At 73.0% G+C, this 20,823-nt stretch carries 22 protein-coding genes, 2 tRNA genes and 1 other RNA gene; 16 read left to right on the forward strand and 9 right to left on the reverse strand.

What is annotated here, in order from left to right; genetic code table 11:
- Positions 1-92 precede the first annotated feature (92 nt).
- The 7 genes from BLT72_RS01065 to BLT72_RS01095 all read left to right on the forward strand — a co-directional run bounded on the left by BLT72_RS01065 (position 93) and on the right by BLT72_RS01095 (position 5,596).
- The gene (locus tag BLT72_RS01065; protein WP_091416395.1) at positions 93-500 is read left to right on the forward strand and encodes a hypothetical protein; all 408 of its coding nucleotides are present in this window, start codon (positions 93-95) and stop codon (positions 498-500) included.
- A 58-nt stretch (positions 501-558) separates the two neighbouring features.
- Positions 559-798, forward strand: a complete 240-nt coding sequence (locus BLT72_RS01070) for a hypothetical protein (RefSeq protein WP_157720219.1) — start codon at positions 559-561, stop codon at positions 796-798.
- Positions 795-992 (forward strand): hypothetical protein, encoded by a 198-nt coding sequence (locus tag BLT72_RS01075; RefSeq protein ID WP_091408934.1) that lies wholly within the window; start codon positions 795-797, stop codon positions 990-992. The genes BLT72_RS01070 and BLT72_RS01075 overlap by 4 nt, the downstream gene beginning before the upstream one ends.
- Positions 992-2,434 carry an FtsK/SpoIIIE domain-containing protein gene (locus BLT72_RS01080; protein ID WP_091408936.1) on the forward strand — a complete coding sequence of 481 codons (1,443 nt, stop codon included), beginning with the start codon at positions 992-994 and terminating at the stop codon, positions 2,432-2,434. Before BLT72_RS01075 ends, BLT72_RS01080 begins: the two co-directional genes overlap by 1 nt.
- Positions 2,431-3,948: a replication initiator gene (locus tag BLT72_RS01085; protein ID WP_091408939.1), complete on the forward strand. Its 1,518-nt coding sequence runs from the start codon at positions 2,431-2,433 to the stop codon at positions 3,946-3,948. The genes BLT72_RS01080 and BLT72_RS01085 overlap by 4 nt, the downstream gene beginning before the upstream one ends.
- A gap of 194 nt (positions 3,949-4,142) precedes the next feature.
- Positions 4,143-4,364 carry an excisionase family DNA-binding protein gene (locus tag BLT72_RS01090; RefSeq protein ID WP_091408942.1) on the forward strand — a complete coding sequence of 74 codons (222 nt, stop codon included), beginning with the start codon at positions 4,143-4,145 and terminating at the stop codon, positions 4,362-4,364.
- A gap of 2 nt (positions 4,365-4,366) precedes the next feature.
- The gene (locus tag BLT72_RS01095; protein ID WP_091408946.1) at positions 4,367-5,596 is read left to right on the forward strand and encodes a tyrosine-type recombinase/integrase; all 1,230 of its coding nucleotides are present in this window, start codon (positions 4,367-4,369) and stop codon (positions 5,594-5,596) included.
- An 85-nt stretch (positions 5,597-5,681) separates the two neighbouring features.
- Here BLT72_RS01095 and BLT72_RS01100 read toward each other — a convergent pair.
- A tRNA-Ser gene (locus tag BLT72_RS01100) sits at positions 5,682-5,771 on the reverse strand.
- Between the two features lie 106 nt (positions 5,772-5,877).
- Here BLT72_RS01100 and ffs point away from each other — a divergent pair.
- An RNA gene (ffs, locus tag BLT72_RS01105) (signal recognition particle sRNA small type) lies at positions 5,878-5,974 on the forward strand.
- A 37-nt stretch (positions 5,975-6,011) separates the two neighbouring features.
- On the opposite strand, the gene BLT72_RS01110 is transcribed toward ffs, so the two are convergent.
- Together BLT72_RS01110 and BLT72_RS01115 are read right to left on the reverse strand one after the other, a co-directional pair.
- Complete coding sequence (locus tag BLT72_RS01110; protein WP_091408950.1) at positions 6,012-6,635, reverse strand: HAD family hydrolase; 624 nt, start codon at positions 6,633-6,635, stop codon at positions 6,012-6,014.
- 115 nt (positions 6,636-6,750) lie between these two features.
- Positions 6,751-7,578, reverse strand: coding sequence for a DUF72 domain-containing protein (locus tag BLT72_RS01115; protein ID WP_091408953.1), 828 nt, complete (start codon positions 7,576-7,578; stop codon positions 6,751-6,753).
- A 149-nt stretch (positions 7,579-7,727) separates the two neighbouring features.
- On the opposite strand from BLT72_RS01115, the gene BLT72_RS01120 reads away from it, so the two are divergent.
- The 4 genes from BLT72_RS01120 (at position 7,728) to recR (ending at position 11,291) form a co-directional block, all read left to right on the forward strand.
- Positions 7,728-7,946 carry a hypothetical protein gene (locus BLT72_RS01120; protein ID WP_091408957.1) on the forward strand — a complete coding sequence of 73 codons (219 nt, stop codon included), beginning with the start codon at positions 7,728-7,730 and terminating at the stop codon, positions 7,944-7,946.
- Between the two features lie 66 nt (positions 7,947-8,012).
- Positions 8,013-10,235, forward strand: a complete 2,223-nt coding sequence (locus tag BLT72_RS01125; protein WP_425349231.1) for a DNA polymerase III subunit gamma and tau — start codon at positions 8,013-8,015, stop codon at positions 10,233-10,235.
- A 78-nt stretch (positions 10,236-10,313) separates the two neighbouring features.
- Positions 10,314-10,631: a YbaB/EbfC family nucleoid-associated protein gene (locus BLT72_RS01130; RefSeq protein ID WP_091408962.1), complete on the forward strand. Its 318-nt coding sequence runs from the start codon at positions 10,314-10,316 to the stop codon at positions 10,629-10,631.
- 60 nt (positions 10,632-10,691) lie between these two features.
- On the forward strand, positions 10,692-11,291 hold the full coding sequence (gene recR / locus BLT72_RS01135) for a recombination mediator RecR (protein WP_091408966.1): 600 nt from the start codon (positions 10,692-10,694) through the stop codon (positions 11,289-11,291).
- Positions 11,292-11,309: 18 nt separating this feature from the next.
- Here recR and BLT72_RS01140 read toward each other — a convergent pair whose 3' ends face one another.
- The 3 genes from BLT72_RS01140 to BLT72_RS01150 form a co-directional block, all read right to left on the reverse strand.
- Positions 11,310-11,861, reverse strand: a complete 552-nt coding sequence (locus tag BLT72_RS01140; RefSeq protein WP_091408970.1) for a hypothetical protein — start codon at positions 11,859-11,861, stop codon at positions 11,310-11,312.
- Positions 11,858-12,856, reverse strand: a complete 999-nt coding sequence (locus tag BLT72_RS01145; protein WP_197677152.1) for a Gfo/Idh/MocA family protein — start codon at positions 12,854-12,856, stop codon at positions 11,858-11,860. The genes BLT72_RS01140 and BLT72_RS01145 overlap by 4 nt, the downstream gene beginning before the upstream one ends.
- 328 nt (positions 12,857-13,184) lie before the next feature.
- Positions 13,185-13,721 (reverse strand): DUF1707 SHOCT-like domain-containing protein, encoded by a 537-nt coding sequence (locus BLT72_RS01150; protein WP_091408977.1) that lies wholly within the window; start codon positions 13,719-13,721, stop codon positions 13,185-13,187.
- Between the two features lie 167 nt (positions 13,722-13,888).
- On the opposite strand from BLT72_RS01150, the gene BLT72_RS01155 reads away from it, so the two are divergent.
- Both BLT72_RS01155 and BLT72_RS01160 read left to right on the forward strand, forming a co-directional pair.
- Positions 13,889-15,157 carry an aspartate kinase gene (locus BLT72_RS01155; protein ID WP_091408980.1) on the forward strand — a complete coding sequence of 423 codons (1,269 nt, stop codon included), beginning with the start codon at positions 13,889-13,891 and terminating at the stop codon, positions 15,155-15,157.
- 270 nt (positions 15,158-15,427) lie between these two features.
- Positions 15,428-16,036: a hypothetical protein gene (locus BLT72_RS01160; RefSeq protein ID WP_091408984.1), complete on the forward strand. Its 609-nt coding sequence runs from the start codon at positions 15,428-15,430 to the stop codon at positions 16,034-16,036.
- A gap of 95 nt (positions 16,037-16,131) precedes the next feature.
- Here the strand turns inward: BLT72_RS01160 and BLT72_RS01165 are convergent.
- Both BLT72_RS01165 and BLT72_RS01170 read right to left on the reverse strand, forming a co-directional pair.
- Positions 16,132-16,208, reverse strand: a tRNA-Pro gene (locus BLT72_RS01165).
- A 22-nt stretch (positions 16,209-16,230) separates the two neighbouring features.
- On the reverse strand, positions 16,231-17,184 hold the full coding sequence (locus BLT72_RS01170; protein ID WP_091408987.1) for a metallophosphoesterase: 954 nt from the start codon (positions 17,182-17,184) through the stop codon (positions 16,231-16,233).
- A gap of 42 nt (positions 17,185-17,226) precedes the next feature.
- Here BLT72_RS01170 and BLT72_RS01175 point away from each other — a divergent pair, with 42 nt between their 5' ends.
- The gene (locus BLT72_RS01175) at positions 17,227-17,700 is read left to right on the forward strand and encodes a GatB/YqeY domain-containing protein (protein WP_091408990.1); all 474 of its coding nucleotides are present in this window, start codon (positions 17,227-17,229) and stop codon (positions 17,698-17,700) included.
- A 77-nt stretch (positions 17,701-17,777) separates the two neighbouring features.
- Here BLT72_RS01175 and BLT72_RS01180 read toward each other — a convergent pair whose 3' ends face one another.
- Positions 17,778-20,276 (reverse strand): transglycosylase domain-containing protein, encoded by a 2,499-nt coding sequence (locus tag BLT72_RS01180; protein WP_091408996.1) that lies wholly within the window; start codon positions 20,274-20,276, stop codon positions 17,778-17,780.
- A 281-nt stretch (positions 20,277-20,557) separates the two neighbouring features.
- Here BLT72_RS01180 and BLT72_RS01185 point away from each other — a divergent pair, with 281 nt between their 5' ends.
- Complete coding sequence (locus tag BLT72_RS01185) at positions 20,558-20,794, forward strand: WhiB family transcriptional regulator (protein ID WP_172826160.1); 237 nt, start codon at positions 20,558-20,560, stop codon at positions 20,792-20,794.
- Positions 20,795-20,823 lie beyond the last annotated feature (29 nt).

The raw sequence follows: 20,823 nt of genomic DNA on the forward strand, positions 1-20,823 counted from the left end.
ATCAGTCCTTGCCCTGGGACTTATACTGCCTTTATTGTGACTGATACGTCCTCACGATGGAGGGCGCCCGTCAGGAGTCAGAGGAGGACGCGGTGGCTGTTCAGGGACCGATCAAGGTGACGTGCGCGGACTTGTTCCCGCACGGTCTCGGAGTGGTGGGGGCGGTGACGCCGTCGGATGACTTCGACGCGTCGACGAAGGAGCGGCGGGTGCAGGCGCGGGACAAGGACTCGGGTCTGCCGCTGTGGCAGGTCGACGTCATGGACTTCGACCCGGAGGCGCGGGAGCGGACCTTCCGGGTGAAGATCGCGGCGGCGGTGCAGCCGGTTCCGCCGTCGGCGATCGAGGGGGCTCCGGTCCGGCCGGTGGTGCTGGAAGGGCTGACCGTCACGCCGTGGCTGGACGACCGCGGCCCCCGTCCGAAGATCGCCTACAGCTTGAAGGCGACCGGTCTCGCCGCTCCGCGTCGTGGTGTGGTCGACGCCGGTAAGGCGGCCTGAGGTGTCGGCGCATGTGCTGTCTGGGCTCCGTCGGTGGGCGGCCGGCTCTGCCTCTGACATGGCGGCGGTCGAACTGCTGGCCCTGGTCGCCGAGGGCCGGCTGCTGAGGGCGTCGGCGCCGTGGGTGCGGCCCTGTGTGCGGCCGGGCTGGTACTGGCTCGACCCGGCCCCGCTGGCGCAGCTGCCTGGCCGGCTACAGCACCGGGACCGCCAACTGGTGGCCCTGGCGGTCGCCCTGCTCGGTGAGACCCGGCCGGTCGCAGCCCGTCGACCCAGAATCTCGGGCGTGGCGGCATGAGCGTCATCGGGGCGGCGATCATCCTCGGGCTGGTCGTGGCGGCGCTGGTGAAAATGAAGGTCGCCCGGCCCGTGGTGGCGATCGTGTGCGTGCTGTTCGGTCTCGTGCTGGGGGCAACGCCGATCGGGGACGCGGTCTACTCGGCCGTGGCGTCGGTGGGGGCGTGGCTAGCTGACGCGGTGACGGGCGTCTGATGGCCGGCCTCTCGCAAGCCCGCTCCGACCAGCCGGTGCAGCTGCGGTCCAGCACCGTGCGGGTCGGCGCCGGCCTGGCTGCCTCAGGCTGGGTGCTCCGCCGGCTGTGGCGGCTCGCTGTCGTCACCGCGGCCACCCCAGCTGCTCTCGCCGGCCTCCTGTCGGTGATCCTGAGCGCTCTTTTGTGGTCGGTGTCTCCGCTGCTGATGCTCTCGATGCTCGCGCTCGGGATCGGGCTGCTGGTCGGGGTTCGGTCGGTGTGGCCGGATCGCTGGTTGGTGTGGCTGCGGCTGCCGCTGCGCTCGTGGTGGCGGGGCTGGCTGGTGTATCGGCGGTGCTGGCCGGCGGCGATGGACACCGCCGGTCTGGCCACGAGTTGGCGCGGCACGGTCTGGACGCCCACGGTGCTCACGGTCTCGTCGACGTTGTCGGTGGATCGGGTGCGGGTGCGGATGCTGCCCGGCCAGACGGTGGAGGACTACGCCGATGTGGCGCACCGGCTGGCGCAGACGTTCGGCGCCTCGGCCGTGCGGGTCCGGTCGGTGCTACAGCGTCCGCATCACGTCGAGCTGTGGCTGCTCACCGTCGACCCGCTGACCTCGGTGGTGGAGCCGCTGCCCGTCGACGACCAGGCCCTCACAGAAGGTCTTCCGCTGGCCTTGGCGGAAGACGGCCGGACGTGGCGGCTGCAGCTGGTCGGTTCCCACGTCCTGGTCGTTGGGGCGACCGGGGCGGGTAAGGGGTCGGTGATCTGGTCTCTGCTGCTGCACCTGGCGCCGCTCGTCCGCTCGGGCTTGGTGGCGGTGTGGGCGGTCGATCCGAAGGGCGGCATGGAGTTAGCCGCCGGCCGCAGGCTGTTTGCCCGGTTCGCGCACGGTGACTCCGACGCCGCGGCCGGCTACGAGTCGACGTTCGCGGAGGTGCTCGAGGACGCGGTCGCGGTGATGCGCCGGCGGCAGGACCGGCTCCGAGGGGTCACCCGGCTGCACACGCCGTCGACGGCGGAGCCGCTGGTGGTGCTGGTGGTCGACGAGCTCGCCGCCTTGACGGGCTGGGTGACCGACCGGACCGCGAAGAAGCGCATCGAGGCCGCCCTCGGCCTCCTCCTGTCGCAGGGCCGGGCGGTCGGGGTCGTGGTGGTGGGGGCGGTGCAGGACCCGCGCAAGGACGTGCTGCCGATGCGGGACCTGTTCCCGACCCGGATCGCGCTGAGGTTGAACGAGGCCGAGCAGGTGAACCTTGTCCTCGGCCCCGGTGCCCGCAACCGGGGCGCGCACGCCGACCTGATCCCCGACGGCCTGCCCGGGGTCGGCTACGTCACCGTCGACGGCATCGCCGAACCGGTGCGAGTCCGCTTCTCCAACGTCACCGACCAGCACATCGCCCAGCTGGTCACCCCGGTTACTCCGGCCCTGCAGCTGGTGTCGGGCGAAGCCGCATGACGTCGGTGCTGGACGGGCCGAGAATCACCGCGGACATGGCGCGCGAGCTCGCGCTGTCGCAGAAGGTCTGCATCCGACCGCTCCTCCGCCGCGTCCACGACCGCGCCACCGACAGCGAGGCCGTCGTCGCCCTGCCGTGCGGGTCGACCCGGGAGGCGGTCTGCCCGCCCTGCGCCCACAAGGCTCGGGTGCTGCGGATGCAGCAGTGCCAGGAAGGCTGGCACCGCACCGACGAACCCGAGCGGCAGCCGACCGAGCAGCTCAACGAGGACCAGCCCGACGCCGAGGACCAGGGCGACGACGACACCGACCGGAGGGTCCGCTCGACGCGTCGTCGCCAGGATGCCCCGGACCTGCCACGGGTGCCACAGGAGGACCGCACCATCGGCCGAGTGTTCGCCACCCCGGACGGTCGCGCGTACCGGCCCAGTATGTTCCTCACTCTGACCATGCCGTCCTACGGTGCCGTCACCTCGAGCGGGGTTCCGGCTGACCCAGCGCAGTACAACTACCGGCGGCAGGCGCTCGACGCGTTGCACTTCGCCCGGCTGGTCGACCGGTTCTGGCAGAACCTCCGCCGTGCGGCCGGCTACAAGGTGCAGTACTTCGGCGCCGTCGAACCGCAACGCCGGCTCGTCCCCCACCTGCACGCCGCGATCCGCGGTGCGATCCCTCGGGCCACGATCCGGCAGGTGGTCGCGGCGACCTACCTGCAGCTGTGGTGGCCCCTATTCGACCGGCCCGTCTACGTCCACCGGACACCGGTGTGGGACGGCGAGTCCTACGTCGACGTCGACACCGGCGAAGTCCTGCCCACCTGGGACCAGGCCCTCGACCGGCTCGCCGCCGACCCGGACGGGCGGCCGGCGCACGTGATGCGATTCGGCCGTCAGGTCGACATGGCCGGCATCATCGCCCCGTCGCCCGACGCTGATCGGGCTGTTCGCTACCTCACGAAGTACCTGACCAAAGCGGTCGCCGATACCCACACCGATCCTGACGGCGAGCCGGACCCGGCTCTTGAGGCGCATGTCGACCGGCTGCATACCGAGCTGCGTTACCTGCCCTGCTCCGAACGCTGCGCCAACTGGCTGCGCTACGGAATCCAACCCGACGCCGCCGGTCCTGGTCTGCAGCCCGGACGATGCTCGTCGAAGGCGCACGACCGCGAGCACCTCGGCCTCGGCGGACGCCGCGTCCTCGTCTCCCGCCAGTGGTCCGGGAAACGGCTGTCCGAGCACAAGGCCGACCGGGCCACCGTCGTCCGCGAAGCACTCCTGGCCGCGGGTGTCGTCGCCCCGGAGACCGAACGGCTCGCCGCCACCGTCACCCTGCCGGATGGGTCTCCGCGGTTCGTCTGGACCGACACTCGCCCGGATGCCCGGACCTATGCGCGTGTGCTCTTGCAGTCGGTGGCCGAGCGCGCTGCGTGGCGTGCTCAGTACGAGGCGGCGAAGGCTGCCAAACCTGTGGACAGTGGTCCGGCAACGCTGCCTCCTGCTGACCCTGGCTGAGCGACCACTCTGCTCGGGGTCCCCGATGGCCGCCGATCTTCTGGTCTCCGGTCCGGCCGTCAAGGGTGAGCGCAGCGAATCCACAGGACCCGGAGGGCCCTTGACGACCGGACCGGAGACCAGACCATCCCCTGTCGGGGAGCCCGAACCCCAACTCTGAAGTCTCCCCATCCCTGTAGCGAGAGGAACTTGTCATGGTCGACGTCCAGGTGCCGCGTGAAGAGCAGCAGCTGTTGCTGAGGGTCGAGGAGGCAGCGGCCCGGCTGGGGATCGGCCGGTCGCTGATGTACCGGCTGGTGCTGTCGGGGGAGGTGGAGTCGGTCCACGTGGGCCGACTGCGTCGGATCCCGGCCGAGTGCCTGGCGGAGCACGTCGCCCGGCTCCGGGCTGGCGTCCGGTCGGCGGAGGTCGAGTAGCCGTGACCAGGTCGCGGAACCCGAACCGGGCGTCGACGGTGTACGAGGGCGCCGACGGCTACTGGCACGGCCGGGTGACGGTCGGCACCACCGACGACGGGTCCCCGGATCGTCGGCACGTGATGGGGAAGACGAAGGGTGTGGTGGTCGGGAAGGTCCGTGCGCTGGAGAAGAACCGGGACCGGGGGCAGGTGTCGAGGGCGGGTCAGCGGTGGACGGTGGAGTCGTGGTTGGAGCACTGGTTGGAGCACATCGCGGCGCCGGCTCTGAGGCCGACGAGTTTGGCGGCGTACCGGACGGCGGTGCGGAAGCACCTGGTGCCGGGGGTCGGGAAGCACCGGTTGGACCGGTTGGAGCCGGAGCACTTGGAGCGGCTGTACCGCCAGCTGGTGAGCGACGGTGCGAAGCCGGCCACGGCGCACCAGGTGCACCGGACGATGCGGACGGCGCTGGGGGAGGCGCACCGGCGGGGGCACGTGGGCCGGAACGTGGCGGCGTTGGCGAAGCCGCCCCGGGTGCAGGTGGAGGAGGTCGAGCCGTACAACGTGGAGGAGGTCCGGGCGATCCTGGCGGCCGCGGCGCAGGGGCCGAACCATGCGCGGTGGGCGATCGCCTTGGCGCTGGGTCTGCGCCAGGGGGAGGTGCTGGGGCTGCGGTGGTCGGATGTGGACCTCGAGCGGGGGTTGTTGTGGGTGCGGAAGTCGCGGGTCCGGCCGATCTACGAGCACGGCTGCGGCGGCGGCTGTGGGAAGTTCGCGGGCTGGTGCCCGGAGCGGGTGCTGGTGAACGGTGAGGACGGGGACACGAAGTCGCGGGCGGGTCGTCGGGTGGTGGGGTTGCCGGGGCCGTTGGCGCAGATGTTGGTGGAGCAGCGGGCGCAGCAGGCGGTGGACCGGGAGCGGGCGCGGCAGCTGTGGCGGGAGTCGGGCTGGATGTTCACGACGGTGACGGGGGAGCCGTTGAACCCGAACTCGGACTACCACCGGTGGAAGGCGCTGCTGCGGACGGCGGGCGTGCGGAACGGCCGGCTGCATGATGCGCGGCACACGGCGGCGACGGTTCTGCTGGTCCTGGGGGTGCCGGAGCGGACGGTGATGGGGATCATGGGCTGGTCGAGCACGGCGATGGCGGCCCGGTATCAGCACGTGACCGACCCGATCCGGCGGACGGTCGCTGACCAGGTCGGCGGGCTGTTGTGGGCGGGCCAGGAGGGCTCGGATGGCCGCAAGTGAGACTAGAACTGAGACTAGGAGCGGCTCTCGGGCCGTCTGGCGGCCGGCCCCGACGTGGGCCGGCTTCGCGTTTCCCCTGGTGAACTGGCGGAGGATACGAGATTCGAACTCGTGAGGGCTTTCACACCCAACCCGCTTTCCAAGCGAGCGCCATAGGCCTCTAGGCGAATCCTCCGCGCGGAACCTTACCTGCTCGCCCCGGGGCGGGACCAAATCGGCCGGCGGCCCGGCGCTCGGCGCCCGCAGGACTGGAGCGGTCAGCGGGATCCCGTATGCTCATCTGCGGTCCCCCGCGCGGCGACACCTCACCCAACTCCCCCAGGGCTTGACGGCAGCAAGGGTAAGTGGGCTCTATCGGGTGCGCGGGGGGCTCTTCCGTCTCCGGGTGCCCCTTCTTCGGGAGGCGGCAGAGCGCTCAGGCCAGCCGGTGCGCGGCGAGGATCCGGTCCAGCTCCGCCCGGCCGCCGTCGCGGGCGAAGAGCTCCGCGTGGATCCCCAGCCCCGCCGCCGCCTCCACGTTGGCCGCCGTGTCGTCCAGGAACAAGGCTTCTCCGGGAGCCAGGCCGAGGGCCTCCAGGACGTGGGTGAAGTAGGCCGGGTCGGGCTTGGCGAGGCCGATCTCGCAGGAGTAGAAGTGCGCGTCGAACACCTCGTCGTAGGGCAGGTTCTCGTGCATCCACGCCGCCCTCGGCGCGTTCTGGTTGGTGGTGAGGGCCAGCACCAGCCCGCGGCCGCGCAGGGCCCGGACCCCCTCCACGACGTCGGCGTGCAGCTCGATGTTGTGCCACGCGTCGATCACGTCGGCAGGCTCCAGGTCGACGTCGTGCCGGTCCAGGACGCGGGTGAGGGAGTGCTCCAGGTCCGTCTCGCCGGTCATCGTCCCCGGCCCCTCAGCCTTGGCGATCTCATCGAGCAGGCGCGGGTGCCGCGACACCTCCGCGTGCCCCACGGTCTGGGCGACGTCGTCCCGCCAGGCGGGAGCGGTGAACTGCAGGACGCCGTCGGCGTCCACGAGGACGGCACGGAGAGGGGAAGCCATGCCGTCAATTCTCCCCGGCGGCTCCTGCGGATCCGCCGCGCCCGTCCCGCGCCGGCGTGGGGGCGCGCGAGCCCACCCGCGGATCGGCCGCCGTCCGGGCGCCTGCGCCGCCTGCTCAGGCGGCTGCCGGGCGGAGCCGGGCCAGCAGCCCCATGGCGTCGTAGGGCGCGCGCACCTTGATGTCGTTGTCGCAGTAGAAGAAGACGTCCTGGCCCTGCGCCAACCAGCCGCGCGCCCGGGCGGCCCAGGCGTCCAGGGCCTCGTCGTCGTAGCCGCTCGCGTACAGCTCGTCGTGCCCGTGCAGCCGGACGTAGGTGAAGTCCGTCGTCAGCTCCTCGATGATCGGCCACTTCCCGGGGTTGTCGGCGATCACCAGCCCGACGTCGTGCCGGCGGAGCAGGGCGTAGAAGGCCGGGTCGCGGAACGTCTCGTGGCGCACCTCGACGGTGTGCCGGATCCGGTGGTCCGGGTCGGTCGTGGTCGTCAGCGCCTGGTCCTCGGGGACCCGGGCGTCGTGCCGGGCGGCCAGCGCCGCCGCCTCGCCGGTGGTGCGCGGGAGCAGGTCGAAGAAGGTCGCCATCCGTCCGGCGTCGAAGCCGAGCGTCGGCGGCAGCTGCCACAGGCAGGGGCCCAGCCGCCGGCCCAGGGCCAGCACGCCCGAGGCGTAGAAGTTGGCGAGCGGGACGTCGACGTCGCCCAGCTTCTTCAGGTGGGTGATGAACCGGGGCCCCTTGACGGCGAAGACGAAGTCCTCGGGCACGGCGGCCGCCCAGGCCTGGAAGCTCGTCCGGCGCTGGCGGGAGTAGAAGGTGCCGTTGATCTCGAGGCTGTTCATCCGTTCGGCGACGTGGGCCAGCTCGCGCCGCTGCGGCAGCCCGGGCGGGTAGAAGGTGCCGCGCCAGGGCTTGTAGGTCCAGCCCGAGATGCCGATGCGGACGTCCACCCGGCCATTCTCGGGTGGGACCTCAGTCCCGGGCACGCGGGTCGTCCGACCCTGTCGCGGCGGGGCCCGGGATCCCTAGCGTGGGGGGACGCAGCCGCGTCGGGGGACCAGCAGCCGGGTGACCGGCGACCCCTGAGGTAGGAACCACCGTGAACGCAGGCCGAGCCGTCGCCCTGATGATCGCCGTCGACGCCCGTCGCGCGCCCGCACCCGTCCGGACGACGCCGGTGCCGGTGCTCACCCGGGACCGGGCCCACCGGCTGGCGGCCGCCCTCGCGGCGCCGGCCGTCGAGCCGCAGCTGCGCCCGGCCCGGCGTCGCGACCGCCGGCCCGCCGTCCCGGCGCTGGAGCCCGGCCTCCCCGGCTGAGCCCGGCGGTCCACGCGGCGCCCGCTGTCAGTGCGGGGGCATAGGCTTCGCGGCGTGGAGGAAGCGCTGCTCGAGGACGTCGAGCACAGCCAGGACGAGGCGCTCTTCGGCGGGCCGGCCCCGTCGGACGACGGCCCGGACACGGCTGCCCCGCTGGCCCTGTACCGCCGCTACCGGCCCGACACCTTCGCCGACGTCATCGGCCAGGAGCACGTCACCGCACCGCTGCAGCGGGCCCTGACGAACAACCGGGTCAACCACGCCTACCTGTTCTCCGGTCCGCGCGGCTGCGGCAAGACCACCTCCGCGCGGATCCTGGCGCGCTGCCTGAACTGCGAGCAGGGCCCGCGCGCCGAGCCGTGCGGCACCTGCCGGTCCTGCCGGGACCTGGCCCGCGGTGCGGCCGGCAGCATCGACGTGATCGAGATCGACGCGGCCAGCCACGGCGGGGTGGACGACGCCCGCGACCTGCGCGAGCGGGCGTTCTTCGCCCCGGTGCAGAGCCGCTACAAGATCTACATCATCGACGAGGCGCACATGGTGACGCCGCAGGGCTTCAACGCCCTGCTCAAGCTCGTCGAGGAGCCGCCGCCGCACGTCAAGTTCATCTTCGCCACCACCGAGCCCGACAAGGTGATCGGCACCATCCGCTCCCGCACCCACCACTACCCCTTCCGGCTGGTGCCGCCCAAGGTGCTCACCGACTACCTGGGCAAGCTGTGCGCCGCCGAGGGGATCGCCGTCGAGGCGGCGGTGCTGCCGCTGGTGGTCCGCGCCGGGGCCGGCTCCGTCCGCGACTCCCTCTCCGTCCTCGACCAGCTGCTCGGCGGCGCCGAGCAGTCGGGGGTCGGCTACCGGCACGCCACCGCGCTGCTGGGCTACACCCCCGACTCCCTGCTCGACGAGTTCGTCGACGCCTTCGCCGCCGGGGACGCGGGCGGCGTCTTCTCCTGCGTCGACAAGGTGATCGAGGTGGGCCAGGACCCGCGCCGCTTCGCCGAGGACCTGCTCCGCCGGCTGCGCGACCTGGTCATCGTCGCCGCGGTGCCCGACGCGCTGCGCTCCGGCCTCGTGGAGGTGGCCCCCGACCAGGCCGAGCGGCTGTCGTCCCAGGCCGCAGCGCTCGGCTCGGGAGAGCTGACCCGCGCCGCCGAGGTGATCGCCGCCGGGCTGACCGACATGCGGGGCACCACGGCGCCGCGGCTGCACCTGGAGCTGATGTGCGCCCGGGTGCTGCTGCCCGGCGCCGACGTCGACGGCCGGGGGCTGCACGCGCGGCTCGACCGGATCGAGCGCCGGCTCGGCGTCAGCGGCCCGGCGGGCGAGGCGCCCGTGCAGCACGCGCCGACCAACCCGGCCCCGGTCCGTCCCGCGGCTCCGGCTCCCAGCCCGGCCCCGGCCCCAGCGCCGCCCGCCGAGCCCACCACGGCCGCCGCTCCCACGCCCGCGCCCACCCCGACCGGGCAGCCCGCCCAGTCCGCCGCATCCCACCAGTCCACCCAGCCCGACCAGTCCGCCGAGCCCGACCCTTCCGCCGAGACGGGCCGCCCGGCGCCCGAGCCCGTGGAGCCGCCGGCCACGCTCGCCGACGCCGCCCCGACCGACCTGCGCGGCCCGGCGGGCGGCGACTCCGACGACACCGCCCTCGGCGCTCCCACCCCGCCGGCCCCGACGACGGGCGCGGCCGGTGGCACCCAGCTCACCGTCACCGACGTCCGCCGGCTGTGGCCCGAGGTCCTCGAGGAGGTCAAGGGCAAGCGTCGCTTCACCTGGATCCTGCTCAGCCAGAACGCCCAGGTGCACGAGCTCCGCAACGGGGTGATGGTGCTGGCCATGGCCAACGTCGGGGCCCGGGACAGCTTCTCGCGCGGGGGCAGCGAGGACGTCCTCCGGGAGGCGCTCGTCGTCGTCCTCGGCGCCGACTTCAAGATCGAGACGCTGGTGGAGGGCGGTCCCAGCGCGCCGCCCCCGGTCAGCCGGCCCGCCCCGGTCGACCAGCAGGCGGCCGCGTCCTGGGACGCCCCGGCGCCGGCGCCCGCGACCCCGGCAGCCAGCCCCGAACCCGAGCCGCCGGCCGCCGAGTCGGCCCGGTCGGAGAGCCGCGAGCAGCTGCGCCAGCAGATCCGCCCCACCCGCCAGGGTCCGGCCGCGACCGGCACCGACGACGAGCGCGACGCGGCCGCCACCCGCAACGACAGCGACCTCGAGGAGTCCGCGGAGTCGCACACCGAGCTGCTGGCCCGTCACCTCGGCGCGGAGATCATCGCCGAGGAGACCGAACGCGCATAGGCTGGCCCGACGATCGGGGGCAACCCTGGGCTGAGGCCGCCGTGTCCGCGGCCGGCCCACGAGACGAGGAGCACGACGATGATCCCCGAAGGCGACATGTCCGGCCTGCTGGCCCAGGCGCAGGCGATGCAGCAGCAGCTGCTCGACGCCCAGCGCGAGCTGGCCGAGGCCACCGTCGAGGGCTCCGCGGGCGGCGACGTCGTGACCGCGACCGTCTCCGGGGCCGGCGAGCTGCTCGGCCTGGTCATCAAGCCGGAGGCCGTCGACCCGGAGGACACCGAGACGCTGGCCGACCTGGTGCTGGCCGCGGTCCGCGACGCCACCGGCAAGTCCCAGGCGCTCGCCGCGGCCAAGCTCGGACCGCTGACCGGCGGCATGGGCGGCCTGGGCTTCTGAGCCTCCCGGGGCCGACCGGCCCCCGAGGATGAGCACGACACGCAGGGACGAGGAGCACGGGTGTACGAAGGTCCGGTCCAGGATCTGATCGACGAGCTCGGGCGGCTGCCCGGGATCGGGCCGAAGAGCGCCCAGCGGCTGGCTTTCCACATCCTCGCCGCCGATCCCGACGACGTCCGGCGGCTCTCCGACGTGCTGCGGCTGGTCAAGGACACCGTCCGGTTCTGCGAGGTGTGCTTCAACGTCTCGGAGGACGTGCGGTGCCGGGTCTGCCGCGACCCGCGCCGCGACCCCGCGACGATCTGCGTCGTCGAGGAGTCCAAGGACGTCGTCGCCGTGGAGCGCACCCGGGAGTTCCGCGGCACCTACCACGTGCTCGGCGGCTCCATCAGCCCCATCGACGGCATCGGCCCGGCCGACCTCAAGATCCGCGAGCTGTGCCTGCGGCTGGCCGACGGGACGGTCACCGAGGTGATCCTGGCGACCGACCCGAACCTCGAGGGGGAGGCGACGGCCACCTACCTCAGCCGCCTCCTGCTGCCCCTGGGCGTCCGCGTCAGCCGGCTGGCCAGCGGCCTGCCGGTGGGCGGCGACCTCGAGTACGCCGACGAGGTCACCCTGGGCCGGGCCTTCGAGGGACGCCGGTTCGTCGAGGTCTGAGGGCCTCGGCCCGGCGGGTCAGCCGACCCCGCGCTCGGTGGCGCGCCCGCTGAGGTAGAGCGAGGCCCCGACGCCGCCCAGCACCAGCACGTAGAGGGCCGAGGGCAGTCCCACCAGCGTCAGCCAGTGCTCGAAGCGCAGCGGTTGCGGCCGGTCCCGGAGCAGGACGGTGGCGTTCACCCCGAACGCGGCGACGTAGGCGACGAGGCTCCCCGTCAGCCAGGACCGGATGAGCCCCTGCCGCCGCCAGCTCCAGCTGAGCAGGCCGCCGGTCACCGCTCCGAGCACCAACCCGGCGACGACGGCCGGTGCCAGGCTGAGCAGCGAGCCGAGGACGAGCACGCCCACCACGCGGGTGGCGGTCTCGGTGCCCGGCGTGGCGCCCGCGCCCCGGGTCAGGTCCTGCGCGAGCAGCCAGCCGATCCGCAGCAGCTGGTAGACGAACATCGCCGCCAGCCCGGCTGCGGCCCCGGTGGCCGCGCCGCGGAGCACCAGGGACGGCGGCGCGACCGGAGCGGGTGGCGCCACCCGCTCCGGGCTGAAGGGGACCGACCCCGGGCCCGCGCTCACCGCAGCACCTCGGCGTCCTCGTGGTGCACGACGCCCAGCTGCTCCAGCGCCTCGCCGAGGACCCGCTGGACCGCCAGGGTGTCGTCGAGCGGCATGACGGCGCTCTCCGTCCGGCCGGCGGCGACGGCCTCGGTCACCTCGACGAGCTCGTGGGCGTAGCCGCCGCCGGTGGGCGGCCGGCTGATCACCTCCGGCTCCGCCCCGCGCCGGTGCAGCACGACGGCGCCCGGGTGGTGGAAGCGCGGCGGCACCTCGATCCAGCCGGTGGTGCCCTGGATCCGGGCGGCGCCGGGCGTGTGGTGCCGGAGGGTGGCGAGCAGGGTGGCGACCCGCCCGTCGGCGTAGCCCAGCAGCAGGCCCGCCTCGGCGTCGACGCCGGTCGAGGTCAGCGACCCGTGCGCCACGACCCGGTCAGGGGTGCCGAGGAAGTACTGCGCGAACGAGACGACGTAGACGCCGACGTCCAGCAGCGCCCCGCCGCCCTGGGCGAGGTCGAACATCCGGTCGGCGGGGTCGAAGGGCCGCTCGACCCCGAGGTCGGCCTGCACCTGGCGCACCTCGCCGATGGCGCCGTCGTCGACCAGGGCCCGGGCGGCGACGATCGCCGGCTGGAACCGTGTCCACATCGCCTCCATGGCGAACACGGAGCGGCGACGGGCGGCGGCGACGACCTCCTCGGCCCCGGCGACGGTGGCGGTGAAGGTCTTCTCGACCAGGACCGCCTTGCCCGCCTCGACGGCCGCGAGCGCGAGGTGCTGGGGGTGCGGGGTGGCGATGTAGAGCACGTCGACGTCGTCGGCGGCCAGCAGCTCGGCGTACGAGCCGTACGCCTGCGGCAGCCCGTGCTCGTCGGCGAAGGCCTGCGCCCGGTCGAGCGAGCGGCTGGCCACGGCGACCACCGCGGCGCCGTCGACGTGGACGAAGTCCCGGACGAGGGCCTGGGCGATGCGGCCCGGGCCGAGGACGCCCCAGCGGACGGTTCCTGCGCTGCTCACCCGGCCACTGTAGGACGGGGTGCGGCGACGACCCGTCGGCGGCCGCAGCCACCGGCGCGGGCTCCAGCTCCGGCGCTCCCCCGACGAGGGGCACGGCCTGCTGGGACCCGCGCGCGGCGCGGAGCACGACCCCCGGCGGTGACCGGCCAGAGGTCCTGCGACGTGACGGACGACCGTCGCCCCGCATCGGTGACGTCGAACGCGGCCTGCACCCGGAGCTCCCCCGATCGGCCCGGCACACGGGAGCAGTGAGCCCCTCGACCGTCCCGAGGACATTACCGTGACCGAAACGTTATGTCAACGATTGACCTTCACGGAAAGCGACGGGTCAATGGTTCCCGTGCTGGCGCTCGTCGCGCTCGTCGCGCTCGTCCCCGTCCGGAGCGCCGGGCCAGGTCTTGTTCACCACGCCGGCCACCATGGCCGCCACGATGAACACCCACCAGTTCTGCCAGCCGGTCGCGAGGCAGAAGAGGACGGCCGCAGGCCAGACCAGCGTCAGCACGAGCGTGGCGCCCAGGGGCTTCGGCCGGGTGGCGGGGACCCCGGGCTCGGGCACCACGGCGGGGGTGGCCGCCGCGGTCGGTGCCGGCTGGCTCCAGGGGGGCGGTGCGTAGGCCGGGGTGGTGGCGAGGCCGGTCGAGGGCCGCGGCTCGGGCAGGTCGAGGAACAGCGGCGCCAGGTCGGCCGCAGTCCGGGCGGCCAGCGCCTGGCCGAGCCGGTCGTCGAACTCCTCGCGGTCCAGCCGGCCCTCGGCCATGTGCACCTGCAGGGCCTCGACGGCACGGTCGCGCTCGGCGTCACCAATGCGGGGCAGGGGTGCGCGCTGCCGCTCGGGCGGGGGAGGGTCGGCGGGCTCGCTCACGCGCCCGAGTATCCCACCGGGGCGGTCCCGCGGGGAGGCGCCGGCCCGGCAGCGGGGGTTCGCGGGACCGCTGGGACGCGGCCGGGGGCCCGGGTCGGGCCCACTACAGTGGTCGGCGCAACCGCACAGACGGCCCTGTCGGCCGACGCGAGGTGGAGGAGACGGGCGTGGGTCGGGTAGTCCAGAAGTACGGGGGGTCCTCCGTCGCCGACGCCGCCAGCATCAAGCGCGTCGCGAAGCGGATCGTGGCCACCAAGCAGGCCGGGAACGACGTCGTCGTGGTCATCTCGGCCATGGGCGACACCACCGACGAGCTGATGGACCTCGCCCTGCAGGTCTCGCCGCTGCCTCCACCGCGCGAGCTGGACATGCTGCTGACCGCCGGGGAGCGGATGAGCGCCGCCCTGCTGGCCATGGCCATCCACGACCAGGGCCACCACGCCCGGTCGCTGACGGGCTCCCAGGCCGGGATCATCACCACCGGCACCCACGGCAACGCGCGGATCATCGACATCACCCCCGGCCGGATCACCAGCGCCCTCGAGCTGGGCGACATCGTCATCGTGGCCGGCTTCCAGGGGGTGGCCCAGGACACGAAGGACGTGACCACGCTGGGCCGCGGCGCCTCCGACACCACGGCGGTGGCCCTCGCCGCCTCGCTCGGCGCCGACTACTGCGAGATCTACACCGACGTCGACGGCGTGTTCACCGCCGACCCGCGCATCGTGCCCAGCGCGCGGCGGATCCCGCACATCAGCTACGAGGAGATGCTGGAGATGGCCGCCTGCGGCGCCAAGATCCTGCACCTGCGCTGCGTCGAGTACGCGCGCCGGGAGGACGTGCGCGTGCACGTCCGCTCCTCGTTCTCGAGCCTCGACGGGACCTGGGTCCAGGAACGACAGGAAGGAACAGCCATGGAGCAGGCGATCATCTCGGGCGTGGCCCACGACCGGAGCGAGGCCAAGATCACCATCGTCGGCGTCCCCGACCGGGTGGGTGAGGCGGCCCGGATCTTCGAGACCGTGGCGGCCACCGAGATCAACATCGACATGATCGTGCAGAACGTGTCGGCCGTCGCGACCGGCCGGACCGACATCTCGTTCACGCTGCCCCAGTCGGACGGGCCCGCCGCCATGGCGGCGCTCGACGCCATCAAGGGCGACGTCGGGTTCGCCGACGTCCTCTACGACGACCTGATCGGCAAGGTCTCGGTCGTCGGGGTCGGCATGCGCTCCCACCCCGGGGTGACCGCCCGGTTCTTCTCCGCCCTGGCGAACGCCGGCGTCAACATCGGGATGATCTCCACCTCCGAGATCCGCATCTCGGTCGTCGTGGACGGCGACGACGTCGACCGGGCGGTCGTCGCGGCGCACACGGCCTTCGGGCTGGACAGCGACGACGAGCAGGCCGTCGTCTACGCCGGCACGGGTCGCTGACCGCCCCGGAACTTTTCTCCGGCGAGCACCAATCCGGCGGCGGGACCCACTCCGAACCACCTGCAGAGGCCGGGTCCGCGCACAGCGCGTGACCGTCTCCGCGAACCAGCCGGCGATGCACCACCCGCACAGGGACGGGCCAGGCTCCCGGCGTCCACGTGACGCCGGGGGCCTGGCTCGGGGTGACGCGCGGTGCTTGCCGCCCCCCGGTCGCTGCCTCATCATGTGGGAGGAGCCGCTCGGGTCCGACCCGCGGCTGGAGGCGCTGTCATGTTCGTCCAGGTCGTCCGAGGGGTCGTCGCCGATCCCGCCGCCACCTTCGCCCGGCTCGACGACTGGCTGGAGCGCCTCGCGCCGGGTGCGGCGGGCTGGCTCGGCACCACCGCCGGGGTCACCGCGGACGGGGAGCTCGTCTCGTTCGTCCGGTTCGCCAGCGCCGCCGACGCGCGCCGCAGCAGCGACCGCGTCGAGCAGGGCCTGTGGTGGGCCGGCAGCGTGCTGCTGTTCACCGGCGACGTCGTCTTCGACAACTACGACGACGTCGAGCTGGTGGGCGACGGCGGGGCGGACGGCGCCGGCACGGTGGAGGTGCTGCTCGGCCGGACCCGCCGAGGCCGGTCGGCCCAGGAGCTCGGCGCTCGGCTGGCGGCGCTGACCGCCGATCCGGCCACCGGCGCGATCGGCGGCCTCCTGGGCCACCACGACGACGGCCAGTTCACCCACGCCCTGTGGTTCTGCCGCTCCGTCTCGGCCCGGGCGGAGCCGGTGCTGGACCCGCGGAGCCTGCGCGCCGGCCGGCTGGTGGGCGTCGACGTCCGGGTGCTGCGGCTGCAGTCGCTCTGGTTCGGCTCTCCTGAGCGCGCCGGCCGGCCCGCCTGACGCCGTCGGGCCCGCCTCCTCGGAGGCGGCGGGCCCCGGACATGAGGAAGGCCCCCGGACCGACGGTCCGAGAGCCTCGCAGATGACCAGTGAGCTGGTCGGGGTGACAGGATTTGAACCTGCGACCTCGTCGTCCCGAACGACGCGCGCTACCAAGCTGCGCCACACCCCGTGGCCCTTGAGCCTCGGAGAGTCTAGCCCATGGCCGACCCCGGAGCCGCATCCGTCCCGCGGGCGGTCAGGGTGAGCAGCGTGGCCTCCGGGCGGCAGGCGAACCGGACCGGGGCGTAGGGGGAGGTGCCGAGCCCGGCGGACACGTGGAGCCAGCTCGTCCGGCCTCCGGCGGTGTGCTGCGAGAGCCCCTTGACCCGGGCGGTGTCGAGGTCGCAGTTGGTCACCAGGGCGCCGTGGAAGGGCACGCAGACCTGCCCGCCGTGCGTGTGGCCGGCCAGGACGAGGTCGTGCCCGTCGGCGACCATCGGGTCCAGCACGGCCCGGTAGGGCGCGTGGGTGACGCCGAGGCTGACGTCGACCGCCGAGCGGTCGACCGGGCCGGCGACGAGCCCGTAGTCCGCGCGGCCCAGGTGGGCGTCGTCGACGCCGCGGAACCCGATCCGCAGGCCGCGGACCTCCAGCGTCGCGCGGGTGTGGGTGAGGTCCACCCAGCCCGCCGCCCGGAACGCGGCGCCCAGCTCCGGCCAGGGGAGCTCGCGCTTGCTCTCCCCGCGAGGCCGGCTGGGGTGCAGCAGGTAGGTCAGCGGGTTCTTGAAGCTCGGGGCGAAGTAGTCGTTGGAGCCCCAGACGTGGACGCCGGGCACCTCCAGCAGCCGGCCCAGGCTGCTCAGCACGAACGGCACCGCATCGGGGTGGGCGAGGTTGTCACCCGTGTCCACCACGAGGTCCGGCTCCAGCGCGGCCAGCCCGGCGACCCAGCGCTGCCGGGCGAGCGTCGCGGGGGTGAGGTGCAGGTCCGAGACGTGCAGCACCCGCACCGGGTCCGCCCCGGCGGGCAGCACGGGCACCTCGACCCGACGCAGGGCGAAGGCCCGGGCCTCCACCAGTGCGGCGTAGGCGACGCAGCCCGCGCCGAGGCCCGCCAGCCCGAGGGTGCCGCGGGCGAGCGTGGAGGCGATGCGCGCTGCCGTCATGACGCGAAGGCTACAAGCGCCGCCGCCTGACAGACTGCCGACATGTCAACTGCTCCGACCTCGCTCAAGGAACGTCTCCGCACCGACCTCACCGCGGCCATCCGCGGGCGCGACAAGCTCCGCTCCGGCACCATCCGGATGGTCCTCTCGGCGATCACCGAGGCCGAGGTGGCCGGGTCGGAGGCCGTGCAGCTCAGCGACGAGCAGGTGCTCGACGTCCTGGTGCGGGAGGCGAAGAAGCGGCGCGAGGCCGAGGAGGCCTACCGCACGGCCGGACGGGTCGAGCTGGCCGAGCGTGAGCAGGCCGAGGCCGGGGTGCTCGCCGACTACCTGCCGCAGCCGCTGACGCCGGAGGAGGTCGGCGCGATCGTCCGGGAGGCCGTCGAGCGGACCGGTGCCGCCGAGCTCGGGCCGAGGGGGATGGGCAAGGTCATGGGTGTCGTCACCCCGCAGACGAAGGGCCGCGCCGACGGCGGGGCCGTGGCCGCGGAGGTGCGGCGCCAGCTGGCCGGCTGAGCCGGCCCCGGACGCGGCGACGCCCGCCACCCTCTGGGGTGGCGGGCGTCGCGCGGGCCGTGCTGCCGGGGACGGGCTCAGCCGTCGCCCTTCTTCTCGGCGTCGGCCTTCTTCTTCTCGGCCTCGGCCTTCTTGCGTGCGTCCTCGCGGGCCTTGGCGGCCGCCTCGGCCGCCTTCTCGCGGGCCTCGGCCGCGTCCTCGCGGGCCTGTGCGGCCTCCTCGCGGGCCCGGCGCTCGGCGGCCACCTCGGCCGGGTCGCGGCCGGCGGAGTAGTTCGCGTAGATGGTGCTGAACTCCGGCACGCTGGCGTTCGAGCCCGGGGAGAAGCCGAGGAAGCTGCCGACGCTCGCGCGGCTGTACACCTGCCGGCGCTCGACGGTGAAGCCCTCCTTCTCCAGCTTCTTGGTCGCGGCCGAGATGCCGAGGCCGTAGAGGCTGGGGACGCGGACCTGCTTGCCGACCTGGACCTCGCGGGACGGGGCCTTGAAGGAGGTGTCGGGCACCTTCTTCAGGTAGTCCTCCATCACGGGCTTCCAGATCAGCCGGCCGGCGTCGCCGCTGCCCGAGCCCTGCAGGAAGACGTCGGTCGAGGGGACCGAGTAGTTCTTCACGCCGGTGCGTCGGAAGCCCGGCTTCTTCTTGATGAAGGGCTTGCGCGTGTTGTCGATGGAGATCATCGCCACGCCGGCGACCTCCGGGGTGTAGCCGGCGAACCAGACGGCCTCGTTGCTGTCGATGGTGCCGGTCTTGCCGGCCATGTCGTAGCCGTTGTAGACCTTGGCCCGCAGGCCCGTGCCGCGGTCCATGACCGACTTGAGGATCTTGTTGACGCCGTCCGCGACGGCCGGCTCGACGACCTGCTCGCACCCGGCGTCGGGCACCTCGAGCTGCTTGCCGTTCCGGTTCGTCACCTTCGAGACGATGATCGGGTTGCAGTGCACCCCGCGGGCGGCGAAGGTGGCGTACGCCTCAGCCATCGAGAGCGGGCTGACCTCGACGCTGCCCAGGGTGAACGACGGGATGGACTGGTAGAAGTCGACCAGGTCGCGGTCCTGGGTGCCCAGCTTCACGCCGACCTTCTCGGCCATCTTCGTGACGTTGCACAGCCCGGCGGCCAGCTCGAGCTGGACGAAGTAGGTGTTCACCGAGTACTCGGCGGCCTCGGTCATGTTGATGGTCGTGCTGTGGCCGACGGAGTTGCTGACCCGGTACTTCGGCACCGTCTCGGTCCCCACGCAAGACTGGTACGTCTTGCCGGTGAAGTCGAACGGCGAGCGGGCGTTGAACTTCTTGCTGATCGGGATGCCCTTCTCCAGGGCGGCGGCCATGGTGAAGGTCTTGAAGGTCGAGCCGGCCTGGTAGCCCTGGATGCCGCCCATCGCCGGGTCGGCGGCGAGGTTCCAGTAGGTCTCGCCGTCCTTCGAGTCGCTGCCCATCACCGGCCGGCTCTGCGCCATGGCCACGATCAGGCCGGTGCCCGGCTGGATCATGTTCATGGTGGAGATCAGCGGGTCGGTCGGGCCGACGACCGAGGAGACCTTCTTCTGCGCCAGGTCCTGGGTCTTGGTGTCGATCGCGGTCTGGATGGTCAGGCCACCCCGGTTGAGCATGTTCTTGCGGTCGTCCTCGGTCTTGCCCAGGCTCGGCATGGTCAGCAGCGAGCGGCGGACGTAGTCGCAGAGGAACGGGTACTTGGTGCCCACGCAGCCGGCCCGGGTCGCCTTGACCTTGTCCTCGTCGAAACCGGCCTTCTTGGCCTTCTTGGCCTGCGCGGCGGAGATGAGGTCCAGCTCGAGCATCCGGTTGACCACCACGTCGCGCCGGTCGAGGGCGGCGGCCCGGTTGTCGACCGGGTTGTTCGCGTCGGGGTTCTGCACCAGGCCGGCCAGCATGGCGGCCTGCGCCAGGTTCAGGTCCTCCGCGTCGGTGGAGTAGTAGTGCCGGGCGGCGGCCTGCACGCCGTAGGCGCCCTCGCCGTAGTAGGCGATGTTGAGGTAGCGCTCGAGGATCTCGTCCTTGGAGAACTTCTTCTCCAAGGCGATCGCGTAGCGGAGCTCGCGGACCTTGCGCTCCATGCTCTTGGCCTGGGCCTCGGCGATGCACTCGCGGTCACCGTTGCAGGCCTCGACCTGGACCATCTTCACGTACTGCTGGGTGATCGAGGAGCCACCCTGGGTCCCCGAGTCGCTGGTGGAGTTGCGGACCAGGGCGCGCAGCGTGCCCTTGAGGTCCAGCGCGCCGTGCTCGTAGTAGCGGTGGTCCTCGATGGCCAGCTGGGCCTGCCGCATGACCGGCGCGATCTCGTCGAGCTCCACCGGGACGCGGTTCTCGTCGTAGAAGTAGGCGAGGGTCTTGCCGTTCGCCATCAGCACCCGCGAGCGGGTGGGCGGCGCGGGCGTCGAGAGCTCGGTGGGCAGGCTCTCCAGCTCCGTCGCGGCCGCCTTGCTGCTGACCCCGGCCATGCCGGCGAGAGGGACGAAGAGTCCGGCGACGAGGACGCCCGCGAGCACGCTGACGATGACGAACATCACCAGCGAGTACGCGACGCTGCCCGCGCGCTTGGGGCTGAATGGCATGCCAGACAGGGTACGGGAGGATTCCTGCCACACCGAATCTCCCAGCGCGGCTGGCGCGCGTCGTATCAGGCGGCCCCGGCCCGGCTCTCCACCCACGGACCGACACAAATATGCGGGTCCAGGTCACGAACGGGCAAAGGTTCAACTCAGACCCCTAGTCACGCCGCGTGACCGCTCCATAGTCTACCGACGTCGCACCGCTCGGGCCGGGGAAGCCTGGTGTGGCGTCGGACCTACAGGGGAGACTCTCAGTGACTGCACTGCAACACGACGACTGGACCATGCGCGCCAAGTGCCGGGGCCAGGAGGACGACCTGTTCCCGGAAGCGGCGGAGCAGAAGCGCGCCCGTCTCATCTGCGGGGGGTGCCCCGTCCGCTCCGAGTGCCTGGCCGAGGCGCTGGACAACCGCATCGAGTGGGGCGTCTGGGGGGGCATGACCGAGCGCGAGCGCCGTCAGCTGCTCCGGCAGCGGGGCGACGTCACGTCCTGGGCCCGGTTGCTGGTCGACCGGGGCTGAGCCGGGCGCGGGGCGGCCGGGCCGGCCGC

The sequence above is a fragment of the Friedmanniella luteola genome (genome assembly GCF_900105065.1).
In the GTDB taxonomy this organism is placed as follows: Bacteria; Actinomycetota; Actinomycetes; order Propionibacteriales; family Propionibacteriaceae; genus Microlunatus; species Microlunatus luteolus.